Raw genomic sequence first — 15,413 nt, 5'->3', positions numbered from 1 at the left:
GATCACGGCGGAAGCAGCCGTTCGCGACGGATCGGCGCCGCTCACTCGCTCCGCAGCGACCTCCGCCGCAGACCGGACCGCAGAGCTCAGAGCCGCCCGAGCACGTCGATGTCCTCCAGGAACTCGGCATTCACCTCGGCCGACACCGTCGCGCGGGTCGCGGCGATCGCGGTGACGTAGTCCTCGAGCGACGGGCCCCGCGCCGCGTCCGCCCCCGCGTAGACCGCGTGCTCGAGCGCCGACTGCGAGGCCTTCCGCGCCGCGTACTCGATGTCGGCGGGCGAGAACCCCTCGGTCGAGGCGACCAGCACCCCCACGTCGACGCCGGCCGACCCGGACGGGATGTAGCGGCGCCAGATCGCGTCGCGCGCCTCCGCATCCGGCAGCCCGATCGGGATCACGTAGTCGAATCGGCCGTGGCGGAGGAACGCGGAGTCGAGGGAGCGGATGAAGTTGGTGGCGCAGATCAGCAGCCGGTCGCTCTGCTCGCGGAACGCCGGGATGATCTTCAGCAGCTCGTTCGTCACGCCCTGCGTCGGCGAGGGCGGCTCGCCCTGACGGTGCGACGCGATCTCCTCGACCTCGTCGATGAAGACGACCGCGCGCTCGAGCTCCGACACCGTCAGGAACGTCTCGCGCAGCGCTCCGGCGAGGCCCTTCGGGTCGGCGGCGAGGCGCGAGGGGAACACCTCGACGAACGACCACTCCAGCCGCGACGCGATCGCTTTCGCGAAGGTCGTCTTGCCGGTGCCGGGCGGGCCGAACAGCACCACCGCGCGCGGCGGCGCCACTCCGAAGCGCTCGGCGAGCTCGGGCTGCGCCAGGGGCATCACGAGCCGACGCTCGAGCAGGTCCTTCTCGGCGGTCATACCGCCCACCTGGTCCCAGAGGCCCCGCGGCAGGACGCGCCCGCCGAGCTCGGCCAGGAGGGTCAGCTCCTCGCGCTGCACCGGGATCCGCCGCTCGAAGTAGTGCAGGTTCTGCTTCTGCTCGAAGCCCTGCCGGAGGAACGCCCCGGTGCGTGTCTCGGCCGCCGGCATCAAGGCCGACAGCTTGGACACCCCGGTCGGCGCCATGCGCGCCTCGAGGGCGGCGAGGAGCGACGAGCCGATGCCGCGCCCGCGCGCCTCCGGAGCCGTCGCGAGGAACACGACCCAGCCCTGCGCGTGCGCCGCCCGGCCGACCGCGGCGCCGACGACGTGGTCGCCCTCGACGGCGACGACCGCGTGGTCCTTCGCGCACGAGGCGAGCACCTCGGCCAGGTTGTAGACGGGCTCGGCGTCGGCTGCCGTCACGAGCTCCCACAGGCGCAGGATCCCGTCGACGTCCTCGGCGTGGTGGTCGCGGATGCGCCAGCCGGTCATGCGGCTCCCTCCGCGGCGTGCCGGGGCAGCCGATCGCGGTCGTAGGTGATGGTGCTGTAGCCGTGCGGCTGGGGCGCGCCGCTCTCGTCGAGGCTGACGAAGACGATCCGGTCGATCGCGAGGATGCTGCGGCGGGTGACCATGTTGCGCACCTCGGCCCGCATGGTGAGGGAGGTGCGTCCGAAGCCGGTCGCGCGCAGGCCCATCTCGATCAGATCGCCCTGGACGGCGGAGGAGACGAAGTCGATCTCGGAGATGAACTTCGTCACGGCGCGGGGGTTGCCGAGCTGGAGGATCGCGTAGATCGCCGCCTCCTCGTCGATCCAGCGCAGCAGGCTGCCGCCGAAGAGGCTGCCGTTGGCGTTGAGGTCCTCCGGCCGCACCCAGCGGCGGGAGCGGAACGTGATGTCCTGCTCGTCGGTGTCGCGGGTCACGGCGCGGGCCGGATCAGATCGCGGGCAGGAGGACGTCGCGCACGAGCGCGTCGAGCTTCGCGTCGGCGTCGAGGAACTGGCGCAGCGTGCGTCGCACGGCGCCGAAGTCGTCGAACTCCTCGATCGTCATGCCGTCCTCGAAGTAGGCGCGGTGGAACTCGGGCACGCGCTCGAGGAGCGTGTCGAGGATCTCGGGCGCGACCGGGACGTCGATGCGGTGCAGGTCGACGGGCAGCTCGTTCTCGTTGATGAGCACCTGCCACTCGAAGGGCGGGGAGACCACGAGGTCGCCGCCGATCAGCTCCGACCACTGCAGGTGGTTGCGGAAGGCGGCCGAGAGCACACGGGAGCGGTAGCCGCGCTCCTGGAAGATGCGGTACGCCTCCTTCAGCGCGGCGACGCCGGCCCACTCGAGCACGCCCGGGTCGACGAGGATCCGGTTCGCGGCGACGCTCGCCTTCATCCAGTCGTCGAGGCGGCCGCCCATGATCGTGACGACCGAGCCGAACTCGCGCTCGGGCTCGCCGTCGGCGGCGCGGCGGTCGAGGCCGCGCTCGATGGCCTCCGCGACGGCGACGGCCTGCGCCACGGTGAACGAGACGGTCGCGTTGATGCTGACGCCGCGGTAGGTCGCCTCCTCGATGGCGCGGATGCCGTTCGCGGTCGCGGGGATCTTCACAATGATGTTCTCGGCGAGGTCCGAGAACCGCACCGCCTGCTCGACGAGCGCGTCGACGTCGCGGTGCAGCCGCGGATCCGTCTGCACCGAGAGGCGGCCGTTGCGCCCGCCGCTCTCGCGGAACGCGGGCAGCAGGAGGGACGCGGCCTGCACCGAGAGCTCCTCGATCGCGAGCCAGCCCAGCTCGCTCTCGCCCGCGGTCGGGTGCTCGAGCGCCAGCTCGGCGAGGCGCGGTCCCCAGACGTCGAGGTTGCGCTGGATCGTGGTGAAGGCGATCACCGGGTTGCAGGTCGCGCCGACGGCGCCGAAGCTCAGCGAGCGGGCGAGCTCGATCGGATCGGCGGAGTCGTTCCAGAGGCTGGTGGGGCTGCCCTCCGCGGCGGTGCGCAGCGGGAGGGTGGTGGTCGCGGTCTCGCTCAATGTCTTCTCCGATGAAGGTGCGGCGCGGAGCGCCTGCGGGCGGAATAGCGCCAGCATAACTCCTGACGTCAGATTGTCAGAACAAATTGCGCCAGAAATCCCGCCGCGGGTGACATGGGTGCAGCTATGTAAGCCCTACTATTGACAGGACATCCCTACGTCTTCGAGGAGATCACATGGCCCAGGCCGAGCAGACCCTGCCCGTCGAGCTGTTCCTGGGGCTCGACCGGTCCAGCCCCGTGCCGCTCTACCACCAGATCGCGAACCTCCTCGAGAGCGCGATCCTCGACGAGACGCTGCCCGCCGGAGCCCGCCTCGAGAACGAGGTGGCGCTGGGGGCGCGCCTGGGCCTCTCGCGCCCCACGATCCGCCGCGCGATCCAGGACCTCGTCGACAAGGGCCTGCTGGTCCGGCGCCGCGGCATCGGCACGCAGGTCGTGCACGGCAAGGTGACGCGCAACGTCGAGCTCACCAGCCTCTACGAGGACCTCGAGCGCACGGGCCAGAAGCCCGCCACCGAGGTGCTGACCTCCTCGATCGGAGTCGCCGACGAGACCGCCGCGGAGGCGCTCGGAGTCGCTCCCGGCAGCCCGGTCGTGCACCTCAAGCGCCTGCGCACCGCCGACGGCGTGCCGATCGCGATCCTCGACAACGTGCTGCCCGCCGACTTCACCGACCTGGACCTCTCGGCGCTCGAGAACCACGGCCTCTACCAGCTGCTGCGCGCCCGCGGAGTGACGATGCGCGTCGCGAAGCAGCGGATCGGAGCGCGCGGGGCCACCTCCTCCGAGGCCCAGCTGCTCGACCTGCGCAAGGGCGCCGCGGTGCTGACCATGTCGCGCACCGCTTTCGACACCTCGGGCCGCGCCGTCGAGTTCGGCCAGCACTGCTACCGCCCCGACCTGTACTCGTTCGAGGTCACGCTCGTCGACCGGTAGCCGGCGCGAGCACCGGCAGCCGGCGCGGAGCACGACGAAGGGGGCCCCCGATCGGAGGCCCCTTCGTCATGTCCGGCGTCAGCGGCGCGCGGGCTCCACGACCGGGATCGCCTGCGTGCGGAAGTCGGTCTCGATGTCCTCGAGCGAGCGCCCCTTGGTCTCAGGCACGACCTTGAAGACGAAGAACAGCGACACGAGGTTGATCGCCACGAAGAGCGCAAAGGTGCCCGTCGAGCCCAGCGCGGCGTTCACGATCGGGAACGCGAACGAGATGACGGCGTTGACGGTCCAGAGCACGAACACCGCGATGCCCATCGCGAAGCCGCGGATCGCGAGCGGGAAGATCTCGGAGAGCAGCAGCCACACGCACGTGCCGATGAAGCACTGCACGAAGGCGACGAAGAGCATCATCGCGGCGAGGATGAGGTAGCTGACCGCATCGGACTGGGGCAGCGTGAAGATGATCGCCAGCAGCGCCTGCGCTCCGACCACGCCCGAGAACCCGATGATGAGCATCTTCCGGCGGCCGATGTAGCCCAGCAGCACGATGCCGAGGATCGTCGTGACCACCGACGTCACGCCCACTCCGATGGTCGCCACCAGCGCGGCGCTCACCCCCAGCCCGCTGCTCTCGAGGATCGTCGGCGCGTAGTAGTTGACCGTGTTGATGCCCGTGGCCTGCTGCACGGTCGCCAGACCGCAGCCGACGTAGAGCAGTCGCCGCATCCAGCGGTTCTCGCGCAGGTCGCGCAGCGCGCGGCCCTTCTCCTTGCCCGCGAGGCGGGAGGACTCGGCGATCTCGTCGTACTCCCGGGCGGACTCCTCGGGCTCGCGACTGAGGTCGAGGATCCGCTTGGAATCGGCCAGGCGACCCTGGATCGCGAACCAGCGCGGCGACTCCGGCAGCACGAGCATGCCGATCAGCAGAGCGATCGCGGGGATCGACGCCACCGCGAGCATCACGCGCCACACTCCCGAGTCCTGGATGAGGGCGTCGAGCAGAGCGTTGATGGCGAACGCGGCCATCTGACCGGTCACGATCATCAGCTCGTTGATGGTGACCATGCGGCCGCGGCGGTTCGCCGGGGCCATCTCGGCCAGGTACAGCGGCACGGTGACGGCGGCGGCGCCGACTCCGAGGCCCAGGATGACGCGGGCGAGGATCATCAGCGGCACGTTCGGAGCCAGCGCGCAGCTGATCGCGCCGATCAGGAAGAGCACGCTGCAGACCAGGAGAGTTCCGCGGCGGCCGAGCTTGTCGGCGAGGCGGCCGCCGATCAGGGCGCCTCCCGCCGCTCCGGGGAACAGCAGCGAGGAGACGACCAGCGCCTCCTCGACCGAGCTCATCTCGAGCGCGTCCTTCATGTAGAGCAGGGCGCCGGAGATGACCCCGGTGTCGTAGCCGAAGAGGAGACCGCCGAGGGTCGAGATGATGGTCAGCCGCGTGAGGTAGCCGCGGGACGCGCCCTGGCGCCGAGCGGGAGGTGCTGATGACAACGACATTGTTCGTCCTTTGCTGAGAAGTCGGACCGCAGGCGGGGACGGCGGCGTCGGGGCCGGGAGTTGCACAGCCGATCGCGGGGAGTCGCCTCGGGCGAGTGCCGCCAGTGTAGGCATCGGCAGCACTTAATGTCCAGACATTATGCTTTGGCTGACATCGAGCGGCCAGGTCGCTCCCGCGGGGAAGAGGGAACCATGCGCATCGGACTCGTCGGCTACGGCACGGGCGGCCGCTTCTTCCACGCCCCCTTCCTCCGCGTCGCCGAGGGGGTCGATCTGGTCGGCGTCGTCGCCCGATCGCCCCGGCGTCGCGCTCAGGCCGAGCAGGAGCTCCCCGGGGTCCCCCTCTTCTCGAGCCAGGCCGAGCTGCTGGCATCGGGCGTCGACGCCGTCACCATCACCACTCCGCCCGAGACGCGGCGCGAGCTCGTGCTCGAGGCGATCGCGGCGGGCGTGCACGTGGTGGCCGACAAGCCGTTCGCACCGACCGCGGCCGACGGGCGCGCCCTCGCTGAGGCCGCCGCCGGGGCCGGAGTGGTGCTGAACGTGTTCCACAACCGGCGCTTCGACGCCGACGTGCGCACCCTCGAGGCGGTCCTCGCCTCCGGGCGCCTGGGCGAGGTGTGGCGCGTGAGCTCCCGCTTCGACCTCGACGACGCCGACGGACTCGACCGCGGGCCGTTCGGCGGGATGCTCCGCGACGTCGGCAGCCACGTCGTCGATCAGATGCTCCACCTGCTCGGCCCGGCCGTCACGGTGACCGCGCGGCTGGACCACGTGGGCGAGCCCGGCGCGCGGACCGACGCCGGCTTCCTGGTGACGATCGACCACGTCGGCGGTGCGACCTCGAGCATCTCCTCGAGCAAGCTGCACCACCTCAGCCAGCGCGAGTTCGTCGCCTACGGATCGCTCGGCGGCTACCGCTCCGACGGCACCGATGTGCAGGCGCAGGCGGTCTTCGCCGGACGCCGACCCGCCGACGATCCGGACGGATGGGGGTACGAGAGCGAGGACCGCTGGGGCGTCCTCTCGACCGCCGCGGGGACCGAGCGCGTCCGCTCCGAGAAGGGCGACTACGCCGAGTTCTACCGGAGGTTCGCCGCGGCGGTCGAGGGTCGCGGGCCCGAGCCCGTGCCCGCTCTCGAGGCCGTCGCGACGCTGGAGGTGCTCGACGCGGCCCGCGAGAGCGACCGCCTGGGCCGCACGGTGGCGCTCGTCGAGCAGGGTGCCGACGGTGCGTGACAGCGGAGGCGTTCTGCTGTAACGTCGTGCATATGTCAGCACAAAGGCTGACTGCTCCACCAGGATCGCGATCACCGCGACGACGACGAGACGCCCGGGAGGACCCCGGGCAGGAAGTTGTACAGCGAAGTATGACCGAGCACAGCGAGGCGAACGCGCCCTTCGACCTGATCACGATCGGCCGCTCCGGCGTCGACATCTACCCGCTCCAGGACGGCGTGGGCCTCGAGGACGTCGAGACCTTCGGCAAGTACCTCGGCGGCAGCGCGGCGAACGTCACGGTGGCGGCCGCGAAGCACGGCCTGAAGGCCGGCATCATCACCCGCACCGGCGACGACCCGTTCGGACGCTTCGTCTCGCGCGAGCTCGAGCGACTCGGCGCCTCCGCCCGCTTCGTCCGCACCGTGTCGGGACTGAACACCCCCGTCACGTTCTGCGAGATCTTCCCGCCGGACGACTTCCCGCTCTACTTCTACCGCGCTCCCAAGGCGCCGGACCTCGTGATCAACGTGAACGAGCTCGACCTCGACTCGATCGCCCGGGCCCGCATCTACTGGTCCACCGTCACCGGCCTCTCGGAGGATCCGAGCCGCACCGCGCACCACACGGCCTGGGAGGCGCGCGGCCGCCGCCCGCTCACGATCCTCGACCTCGACTACCGCCCCATGTTCTGGAAGTCGCCCGAGATCGCGCGCCGCGAGGTGTCCCGCGCACTCGAGCGCGTGAGCGTGGCGGTCGGCAACCGCGAGGAGTGCGAGATCGCGGTCGGCGAGACCGACCCGCACCGCGCCGCCGACGCGCTGCTCGACCGCGGGCTCGACCTCGCGATCGTCAAGCAGGGCCCGCGCGGCGTGCTCGCCAAGACCCGCGACGAGACCGTCGAGGTCGCCCCCTACCCGGTCGACGTGGTGAACGGGCTCGGCGCCGGCGACAGCTTCGGCGGCGCCCTCTGCCACGGCCTCCTCCAGGACTGGTCGCTCGAGGAGGTGCTCCGCTTCGCCAACGTCGCCGGAGCGATCGTCGCGAGCCGCCGCGAGTGCTCCACCGCCATGCCCACCACCGACGAGGTCGCCGACATCGTGAGGAGCATCTCGAATGTCCCTGCCTGACACCCTCTCCGCTCTCGACTTCGCGTCGCTGCGCGAGATCAGGACCACCGCCCCCGAGACCGTGCTGCCGCGGGTCCGCGACCGCGCCCGGCGGCCGCTGCTCGCCGAGGACGGCAAGCTCTTCATCGTCGCGGCCGACCACCCGGCGCGCGGTGCGCTGGGAGTCCGCGACGACCCGACCGCCATGGCCGACCGCTACGAGCTGCTCGCCCGCCTCGTGACCGCCCTCGAGCGGCCCGGAGTCGACGGCGTGCTCGGCACGCCCGACATCATCGAGGACCTCGCGCTGCTGGGCGCCCTCGAGGGCAAGGTGGTCGTCGGATCGATGAACCGCGGCGGCCTCAAGGGCGCCCGCTTCGAGATGGACGACCGCTTCACCGGCTACGACGTGCCGAGCATCGTCGCGTCGGGCATCGACTTCGCGAAGCTGCTCATCCGCATCAACCTCGCCGACTTCGCCACGGTCGCGACCATCGAGGCCACCGCCCGCGCGGTCGACGCCGCCGCTGCCGCGCAGGTGCCGATCATGCTCGAGCCGTTCCTCAGCCGCTGGGCGAACGGAGCGGTGCAGAACGACCTCTCCCCGGAGGCCGTGATCACCTCGATCGCCGTCGCCGCCGGCCTGGGCAACACGTCCGCCTACTCGTGGCTGAAGCTCCCGGTCGTCCCCGAGATGGAGCGGGTGATGGCGTCGACGACGCTGCCCACCCTCCTCCTGGGCGGCGACCCGACGGGCAGCCCCGACGAGACGTACGCGTCGTGGGATGCGGCGCTCGCGCTGCCCGGGGTCCGCGGCCTCGTCGTCGGCCGCACCCTCCTCTACCCGGCCGACGGCGACGTCGCGGCCGCAGTCGACACCGCCGCCGCCCTCGTGCACGGCTGACCCCTCCCCACTTTCGAGAAGAGAAGCAGGAACCATGTCCGAGACCACGGGGACCACTCCCCTCCACCAGCTCCCCGTCGTGCCGCACTGGATCGACGGCCGCGAGTCCCCCTCGACGTCGGGCCGCACCGCTCCCGTCTTCGACCCGGCGCTCGGAGTCGCGACCAAGGAGGTCGCGCTGGCCGACGACGCCGAGATCGAGGCCGCCATCGCCTCGGCGAAGGCCGCCTTCCCCGCCTGGCGCGACCTGTCGCTCGCCAAGCGCCAGCAGATCCTCTTCCGCTTCCGCGAGCTGCTCGAGGCCAAGAAGGGCGAGCTCGCCGACATCATCACGTCCGAGCACGGCAAGGTCGTCTCGGACGCGCTCGGCGAGATCACCCGCGGCCAGGAGGTCGTGGAGTTCGCGACCGGCCTGGCTCACCACCTCAAGGGCGAGTACTCCGAGCAGGTCTCCACGGGAGTCGACGTCTACTCGACCAAGCAGCCCCTCGGCGTGGTCGGCATCATCTCGCCGTTCAACTTCCCCGCCATGGTGCCGATGTGGTTCTTCCCCATCGCCATCGCCGCCGGCAACACGGTGATCCTCAAGCCGTCCGAGAAGGACCCGACCGCCGCGATCTGGATGGCGCAGCTGTGGAAGGAGGCCGGGCTCCCCGACGGCGTCTTCACGGTGCTCAACGGCGACAAGCAGGCCGTCGACGGGCTGCTCACGCACCCCGACGTCCGCTCGATCTCGTTCGTCGGATCCACTCCGATCGCCCAGTACGTCTACGAGACCGGGACCAAGCACGGCAAGCGCGTGCAGGCGCTGGGCGGGGCGAAGAACCACATGCTGGTGCTTCCCGACGCCGATCTCGACCTGGTCGCCGACTCCGCCATCAACGCCGGGTTCGGCTCGGCGGGCGAGCGGTGCATGGCGATCTCGGTCGTCGTCGCCGTCGAGCCCGTCGCCGACGAGCTCATCTCGAAGATCCAGGACCGCGCCGCCAAGCTGCGCATCGGCGACGGGCGCCGCGGCTGCGACATGGGCCCGCTGGTCACCGAGGTGCACCGCGACAAGGTCGCCTCGTACATCGCGATCGCCGAGGAGGACGGGGCGGAGGTCGTCATCGACGGCCGCGGCATCGAGGTCGACGGCGACCCGAACGGGTTCTGGCTCGGACCGACGCTGCTCGACAAGGTCCCGACCACATCGCGCGCGTACACCGAGGAGATCTTCGGACCGGTGCTCTCGATCGTCCGCGTGGGCACCTACGAAGAGGGCGTGGAGCTCATCAACGGGGGCGCGTTCGGCAACGGAACGGCGATCTTCACGAACGACGGAGGAGCGGCCCGCCGCTTCCAGAACGAGGTCCAGGTGGGCATGATCGGCATCAACGTCCCGATCCCGGTCCCCGTCGCGACGTTCTCGTTCGGCGGCTGGAAGTCGTCCCTGTTCGGCGACACCAAGGCCCACGGCGCGGAGGGGGTGCGCTTCTTCACCCAGCAGAAGGCGATCACGTCGCGCTGGCTGGACCCCTCGCACGGCGGCATCAACCTGGGCTTCCCGCAGAACTGAGTTCCTGAGCCTCCCTCCTCGCTGCGCTCGTCGATCAGCCGCGGTCGGCGGGGCAGGGGGCAGGGTTCCGCAGAGCGTCCTGCGTCCGCGCACGACGATCCGCTGACACGCGGATCGCCGGTTGCGCTCGCGCACCCCCTGCTGGTCGAGTAGCCGCCGCAGGCGGCGTATCGAGACCCCCGTCACCAGGAGGGTGGATCTCGAGACGCCCGCTCCGCGGGCTGCTCGATCAGCGAGAGGCAGCCCGCCGCATCGGCCAGCAAGCAAGCTGCTGGTCGAGTAGCCGCCGCAGGCGGCGTATCGAGACCCCAGCCCTCGACTCCCACCCACCACCCCTCCACGGAAGGCCCGCACATGACCACGCAGAACGACTGGGTGTTCCGGAAGGGCGCCCTCGCGCGCGACGGGTGGGAGTCCGTCGTCGACGACTCCCGCCCCGGCTGGCAGCACACCGGCCTGCGCGTCGCCGACCTCACCGCGGGCGTCGAGCTCGAGCTGCCCGCCGACGGCGTGGAGCGCCTCGTCGTCCCCCTGTCCGGATCGTTCACGGTCCGGCACCAGAGCTCGGGCCCGTCGGAGACCACCCTGCTGGAGGGTCGGGCCTCGGTCTTCGACGGTCCGAGCGACGTCCTCTACCTCTCGAGCCTCGCCTCCGCGACGCTCGAGGGGCAGGGCGCGTCGCCGTGGCCGAGGCGCCCACCACCGAGGTGCACCCGAGCCGCCACATCACCCGCGCGGAGGTGCCGGTCGAGCTGCGCGGCGCCGGCCGGTCGAGCCGGCAGGTGCACAACTTCGGCACGCCGCAGTCCCTCGAGGCCGGCCGTTTCATCGTCTGCGAGGTCATCACTCCGGCCGAGAACTGGTCGAGCTACCCGCCGCACAAGCACGACGAGCTCGTCCCGGGCCGGGAGTCGCGGCTCGAGGAGATCTACTACTTCGAGACCGCCGTCTCGAAGGGGCTCGACGCCCCGGAGCAGGCCGACCCGTTCGGATTCCTGCGCACCTACTCCTCCCCCGCCGGCGAGATCGACGTGCTGGCCGAGGTGCGCACGGGCGACATCGCCCTGCTCCCGTACGGCTGGCACGGCCCCTGCGTCGCGGCTCCCGGCTACGACCTCTACTACTTGAACGTGATGGCGGGGCCCGACCCCGACCGCGTCTGGCACATCTCGGACGACCCGGCCCACGGCTGGATCCGCGCCACCTGGGAGGGCCAGGACGTCGATCCGCGCCTCCCCTACGAGCGCCACTCCGACGACCGCTGACTCCCCCACCCTCGACGAAGAAGGACACCCTGCACATGAGCACCACGAGGCGGATGACGGTCAGCCAGGCGCTGATCGAGTTCCTCGCGAACCAGTGGACGGTCGACGGAGACCACCGCGAGCGCACCATCGCCGGCACGTTCGGCATCTTCGGGCACGGCAACGTCGCCGGCATCGGCCAGGCGCTGAAGCAGTTCGAGGCCGAGCAGCCCGGCGTGATGCCGTACCACCAGGCCCGCAACGAGCAGGCCATGGTGCACCAGTCGGTCGGCTGGGCGCGCATGCGCCGCCGCCGCTCCACCTTCGCCAGCGCCGCGTCCGTCGGCCCCGGCGCCGCGAACATGCTCACCGGAGCCGCTCTCGCCACCACGAACCGCCTGCCCGCGCTGCTGCTGCCCAGCGACACCTTCGCGACCCGCGTCGCGGATCCGGTGCTGCAGCAGATCGAGCTGCCGCACGACACGAGCGTGCAGGTCACCGACGCGTTCCGTCCGCTCTCGCGCTTCTTCGACCGCGTCGACCGCCCCGAGAAGCTCTTCTCGATCGCCCTCGCGGCGATGCGCGTGCTGACCGACCCCGCCGAGACCGGCGCCGTGACCATCGCCCTCCCCGAGGACGTCCAGGCCGAGACGATCGAGGTGCCGGAGGAGTTCCTCGCGCCCCGCGAGTGGCACGTGCGCCGTCCGCTCCCCGAGAAGGGCCCGCTGGCGCGCGCCGTCGAGGCGATCCGCTCGGCGAAGAACCCGATCGTCGTCGCGGGCGGCGGAGTGATCTACTCCGGCGCCGAGGACGCCCTCCGCGCGCTCGTCGAGGCCACCGGCATCCCGGTCGGCACCTCGCAGGCCGGCGGCGGCTCGCTGAACTGGGACCACCCGCAGTACCTCGGCGGCATCGGAGCGACCGGCACGACCGCCGCGAACCGCCTCGCCGCGCAGGCCGATGTGGTCATCGGAGTCGGCACCCGCTACTCCGACTTCACCACCGCGAGCCGCACCGCCTTCCAGAACCCCGACGTCACGTTCGTCAACGTCAACGTGGCGTCGTTCGACGCCTACAAGCACGGCTCGCAGCTGCCCGTCATCGCCGATGCGCGCGAGGCTCTCGAGGCGCTGCTCGGCGCACTCGAGGGCTGGCGCGTGAGCGAGGACTGGGCGCGCACCGCCGCGGAGGAGAAGGGCGCCTGGGACGCCGCGGTCGACCGCGCCTTCGCCCCCTCGGGCCTCGAACTGCCGGGCCAGACCGAGATCATCCACGCCGTGCAGTCGGCGTCCGATCCGCGCGACGTCGTGATCCAGGCCGCCGGCTCGCTCCCCGGCGACCTGCACAAGCTGTGGCGGGTGCGCGACAGCCTCGGTTACCACGTCGAGTACGCCTTCTCGTGCATGGGCTACGAGATCGCGGGCGGCCTGGGCGTGCGCCGCGCGGCTCCCGACCGCGACGCCATCGTGATGGTCGGCGACGGCTCCTACCTGATGCTGCACACCGAGCTGGTGACCGCGGTGGCCGAGGGGCTCAAGATCATCGTCGTGCTCATCCAGAACCACGGCTACGCGTCGATCGGGCACCTCTCCGAGACCGTCGGCTCCGAGCGCTTCGGCACCTGGTACCGGTACCAGGACGAGCGCGGGCTGTTCCAGGGCAACGACGTGCTGCCCGTCGACCTCGCCGCCAACGCGCGCAGCTACGGAGTGGACACCATCGAGGTCCAGCCCGGCCCGGACGCGATCGCGGACCTCCGCGCGGCCGTCGCCGCCGCCAAGGCGTCCGACACCACGACGCTCATCCACATCCACAGCGACCCGCTGCTCTACGCGCCCGACGGCGAGGGCTGGTGGGACGTCCCCGTCTCGGAGGTCGCCACGCTCGACTCGACGATCACGGCCCGCGAGGCCTACGTCGAGCAGCGCCGCCTCCAGCGCCCCCTGCTCGGCTGACGCCGACCCCCTTCGACGCCGCACCGACGCCGACAGCACCGACTCCGATCCGCACCGACCACGAAGGACACCGTCGTTCCATGAGCACCGACTCGACCACCCCCGGCTCCGCGCAGGGCCTGCGCATCGGCACCGCCCCCGACTCGTGGGGCGTGTGGTTCCCCGACGACCCGGGCCAGATCCCGTGGCGCCGCTTCCTCGATGAGGTCGTCGCGGCGGGCTACGAGTGGATCGAGCTCGGTCCGTTCGGCTACCTGCCGACCGATCCGCACGAGCTCGAGGACGAGCTGGGCTCGCGCGGCCTGAAGCTCTCGGCCGGCACCGTCTTCACCGGCTTCCACAAGGGCGAGGACCAGTGGAAGCGCGCCTGGGACCAGGCCCTCGACGTCGCCGGCCTCGCCTCGACGCTCGGCGCCGAGCACCTCGTCGTGATCCCGGACCTCTGGCGCTCGGACGCGACGACCGAGCTGCTCGAGTCGCGCACCCTCGACGACGAGCAGTGGGCGAAGCTCGCGGCGGGCCACGACCAGCTCGGCAAGGCGCTGCTCGAGGAGTTCGGCATGAAGCAGCAGTTCCACTCGCACGCCGACAGCCACGTGGGCACGTACCGCGAGGTCGAGCGCTTCCTCGCCGAGACCGACGCCGCGTACACGAACCTCTGCCTCGACACCGGCCACTTCGCCTACTACCTCGGCGACAACGTGAAGCTCATCGAGGCGCACCCCGAGCGGATCGGCTACCTCCACCTCAAGCAGGTCGAGCCCGACATCCTCGCCGCCGCGCTCAAGAACGACACCCCGTTCGCCACCGCCGTCGCCCAGGGCGTCATGACGGAGCCGCCGCACGGCGTCCCGGCGTTCGCCCCGATCATCGAGGCGGTCGCGACGATCGACCCGCAGATCTTCGCGATCGTCGAGCAGGACATGTACGGCGTCGACATCGACGTGCCCGGCCCGATCGCCGAGCGCACGTTCCGCCACATCTTCGGCTGCACCGCGATGGCCCGCGTCCGCTGACGCCGGCACCCCCGTTTCGAAGGAGAACCAGACCCATGACGCACACCACCACCCCCTCCGGCGACCTCCGCGTCGCCGTCGTCGGCGCCGGCATGATGGGCTCGGACCACGTCCGCCGCATCACGCAGAAGATCTCGAACGCCGCCGTCACCGCGATCATCGAGCCGTTCGAGGAGCGGGCGCAGGCCGCGGCCGCCCTCGCCCCCGGCTCGGTCGCCGTCGCCACCATCGAGGAGGCGATCGACCGCGACCTCATCGACGCCGTCGTCATCGCCACCCCCGGCCCGTACCACGTGCCCGTGCTGCTGCCCGCGCTCGAGGCGCGGCTCGCGATCCTCTGCGAGAAGCCGCTCACCGAGGACTCCGAGGACGCCCTGCGGATCCTCGAGGCCGAGCAGAAGCTCGACCGCCCCTACATCCAGGTCGGCTTCATGCGCCGCTTCGACGACGAGTACATCCAGCTGCAGGAGCTGATCCGCGGCGGCGAGCTCGGCGCGCTGCTGGGCACGCACCACCGCCACCGCAACGGCGCCGTGCCCGACACGTACACGAACTCGATGCTCATCAGCGACTCCGTCGTGCACGAGATCGACATCGTCAACTTCCTCACCGGGGAGAAGATCGTCGGCATCGAGGTGAAGAACCTCAAGCGCAACTCGCTCAACGCGTCGGGCTTCAACGATCCGATCCTCGCCCTGCTGTACACCGAGTCGGGCGTCCTCGCCGACGTCGAGATGAACGTGAACGTGCGCTTCGGCTACCAGGTGAGCACCGAGGCCGTGTTCGAGCAGGGCATCGCGAGCATCGGAGCCACCCGCGGCCTCGTGCAGCGCTTCGACGGCCGCATCTCGCAGGCCGAGAACCCCTCGTTCAAGGAGCGCTTCAGCGCCGCCTACGACGCCGAGTTCCAGGCCTGGGTCGACGCCGCGCGCGCCGGTCGCATCGGCGGCCCCTCCGCGTGGGAGGGCTACCTCGCCACCGTCGCCGCCGAGGCGGGAGTGCGCGCGATCACGAACGGCACCCTCGAGTCCGTCGAGTACGTCGCCCAGCCCGCGTTCTACGCGTGAGGAT

At 71.1% G+C, this 15,413-nt stretch carries 12 protein-coding genes and 1 pseudogene; 9 read left to right on the top strand and 4 right to left on the bottom strand.

What is annotated here, in order from left to right; genetic code table 11:
- Nucleotides 1-86: 86 nt before the first annotated feature.
- Genes AC0CID_RS14335 through AC0CID_RS14325 form a run of 3 tightly spaced genes read right to left on the bottom strand, consistent with a single transcriptional unit; the run spans nt 87 to nt 2,897 of the window.
- Nucleotides 87-1,364, bottom strand: a complete 1,278-nt coding sequence (locus tag AC0CID_RS14335) for an ATP-binding protein (protein WP_465227323.1) — start codon at nt 1,362-1,364, stop codon at nt 87-89.
- Entirely contained in the window at nt 1,361-1,798 is a 438-nt protein-coding gene (locus tag AC0CID_RS14330) for an acyl-CoA thioesterase (RefSeq protein ID WP_465227322.1), read from the bottom strand. The genes AC0CID_RS14335 and AC0CID_RS14330 overlap by 4 nt, the downstream gene beginning before the upstream one ends.
- A 13-nt stretch (nt 1,799-1,811) precedes the next feature.
- A complete protein-coding gene (locus tag AC0CID_RS14325; RefSeq protein WP_465227321.1) occupies nt 1,812-2,897 on the bottom strand; it encodes a transaldolase family protein in 1,086 nt (361 codons plus the stop codon).
- Nucleotides 2,898-3,073: 176 nt separating this feature from the next.
- On the opposite strand from AC0CID_RS14325, the gene AC0CID_RS14320 reads away from it, so the two are divergent.
- Nucleotides 3,074-3,835 (top strand): GntR family transcriptional regulator, encoded by a 762-nt coding sequence (locus AC0CID_RS14320; protein ID WP_251945705.1) that lies wholly within the window; start codon nt 3,074-3,076, stop codon nt 3,833-3,835.
- A gap of 78 nt (nt 3,836-3,913) precedes the next feature.
- Here the strand turns inward: AC0CID_RS14320 and AC0CID_RS14315 are convergent, their stop codons facing one another.
- Nucleotides 3,914-5,338, bottom strand: coding sequence for a sugar porter family MFS transporter (locus AC0CID_RS14315; protein ID WP_465227320.1), 1,425 nt, complete (start codon nt 5,336-5,338; stop codon nt 3,914-3,916).
- 192 nt (nt 5,339-5,530) lie between these two features.
- Between AC0CID_RS14315 and AC0CID_RS14310 the strand changes: the two genes are divergently transcribed.
- From AC0CID_RS14310 to AC0CID_RS14275, 8 genes and pseudogenes are all read left to right on the top strand, one after another.
- Nucleotides 5,531-6,577 (top strand): Gfo/Idh/MocA family oxidoreductase, encoded by a 1,047-nt coding sequence (locus AC0CID_RS14310; RefSeq protein WP_465227318.1) that lies wholly within the window; start codon nt 5,531-5,533, stop codon nt 6,575-6,577.
- A 131-nt stretch (nt 6,578-6,708) separates the two neighbouring features.
- Complete coding sequence (gene iolC, locus AC0CID_RS14305; protein WP_251945708.1) at nt 6,709-7,686, top strand: 5-dehydro-2-deoxygluconokinase; 978 nt, start codon at nt 6,709-6,711, stop codon at nt 7,684-7,686.
- A complete protein-coding gene (locus AC0CID_RS14300; protein WP_465227317.1) occupies nt 7,673-8,569 on the top strand; it encodes a class I fructose-bisphosphate aldolase in 897 nt (298 codons plus the stop codon). The genes iolC and AC0CID_RS14300 overlap by 14 nt, the downstream gene beginning before the upstream one ends.
- 34 nt (nt 8,570-8,603) lie before the next feature.
- On the top strand, nt 8,604-10,127 hold the full coding sequence (locus AC0CID_RS14295) for a CoA-acylating methylmalonate-semialdehyde dehydrogenase (RefSeq protein WP_465227316.1): 1,524 nt from the start codon (nt 8,604-8,606) through the stop codon (nt 10,125-10,127).
- A 354-nt stretch (nt 10,128-10,481) separates the two neighbouring features.
- A pseudogene (gene iolB / locus AC0CID_RS14290) lies at nt 10,482-11,392 on the top strand (5-deoxy-glucuronate isomerase).
- A gap of 35 nt (nt 11,393-11,427) precedes the next feature.
- Nucleotides 11,428-13,326 carry a 3D-(3,5/4)-trihydroxycyclohexane-1,2-dione acylhydrolase (decyclizing) gene (gene iolD, locus AC0CID_RS14285; protein ID WP_465227315.1) on the top strand — a complete coding sequence of 633 codons (1,899 nt, stop codon included), beginning with the start codon at nt 11,428-11,430 and terminating at the stop codon, nt 13,324-13,326.
- An 80-nt stretch (nt 13,327-13,406) separates the two neighbouring features.
- Nucleotides 13,407-14,342 carry a sugar phosphate isomerase/epimerase family protein gene (locus AC0CID_RS14280; RefSeq protein ID WP_465227314.1) on the top strand — a complete coding sequence of 312 codons (936 nt, stop codon included), beginning with the start codon at nt 13,407-13,409 and terminating at the stop codon, nt 14,340-14,342.
- A gap of 35 nt (nt 14,343-14,377) precedes the next feature.
- The gene (locus AC0CID_RS14275; RefSeq protein ID WP_465227313.1) at nt 14,378-15,409 is read left to right on the top strand and encodes a Gfo/Idh/MocA family protein; all 1,032 of its coding nucleotides are present in this window, start codon (nt 14,378-14,380) and stop codon (nt 15,407-15,409) included.
- The last annotated feature ends 4 nt before the right edge of the window (nt 15,410-15,413 follow it).

The organism is Rathayibacter sp. AC451 (genome assembly GCF_979253095.1).
The sequence above is the reverse complement of the archived record's forward strand: the minus strand, read 5'-3'. Positions and strand labels throughout refer to the sequence as shown.

Coding starts and splice junctions, on each gene's coding strand:
- AC0CID_RS14315 (WP_465227320.1), bottom strand. CDS start 5,338: ATGTCGTTGTCATCAGCACCTCCCGCTCGGCGCCAGGGCGCGTCCCGC.
- AC0CID_RS14295 (WP_465227316.1), top strand. CDS start 8,604: ATGTCCGAGACCACGGGGACCACTCCCCTCCACCAGCTCCCCGTCGTG.
- AC0CID_RS14300 (WP_465227317.1), top strand. CDS start 7,673: ATGTCCCTGCCTGACACCCTCTCCGCTCTCGACTTCGCGTCGCTGCGC.
- AC0CID_RS14335 (WP_465227323.1), bottom strand. CDS start 1,364: ATGACCGGCTGGCGCATCCGCGACCACCACGCCGAGGACGTCGACGGG.
- AC0CID_RS14310 (WP_465227318.1), top strand. CDS start 5,531: ATGCGCATCGGACTCGTCGGCTACGGCACGGGCGGCCGCTTCTTCCAC.
- AC0CID_RS14320 (WP_251945705.1), top strand. CDS start 3,074: ATGGCCCAGGCCGAGCAGACCCTGCCCGTCGAGCTGTTCCTGGGGCTC.
- AC0CID_RS14280 (WP_465227314.1), top strand. CDS start 13,407: ATGAGCACCGACTCGACCACCCCCGGCTCCGCGCAGGGCCTGCGCATC.
- iolC (WP_251945708.1), top strand. CDS start 6,709: ATGACCGAGCACAGCGAGGCGAACGCGCCCTTCGACCTGATCACGATC.
- AC0CID_RS14275 (WP_465227313.1), top strand. CDS start 14,378: ATGACGCACACCACCACCCCCTCCGGCGACCTCCGCGTCGCCGTCGTC.
- iolD (WP_465227315.1), top strand. CDS start 11,428: ATGAGCACCACGAGGCGGATGACGGTCAGCCAGGCGCTGATCGAGTTC.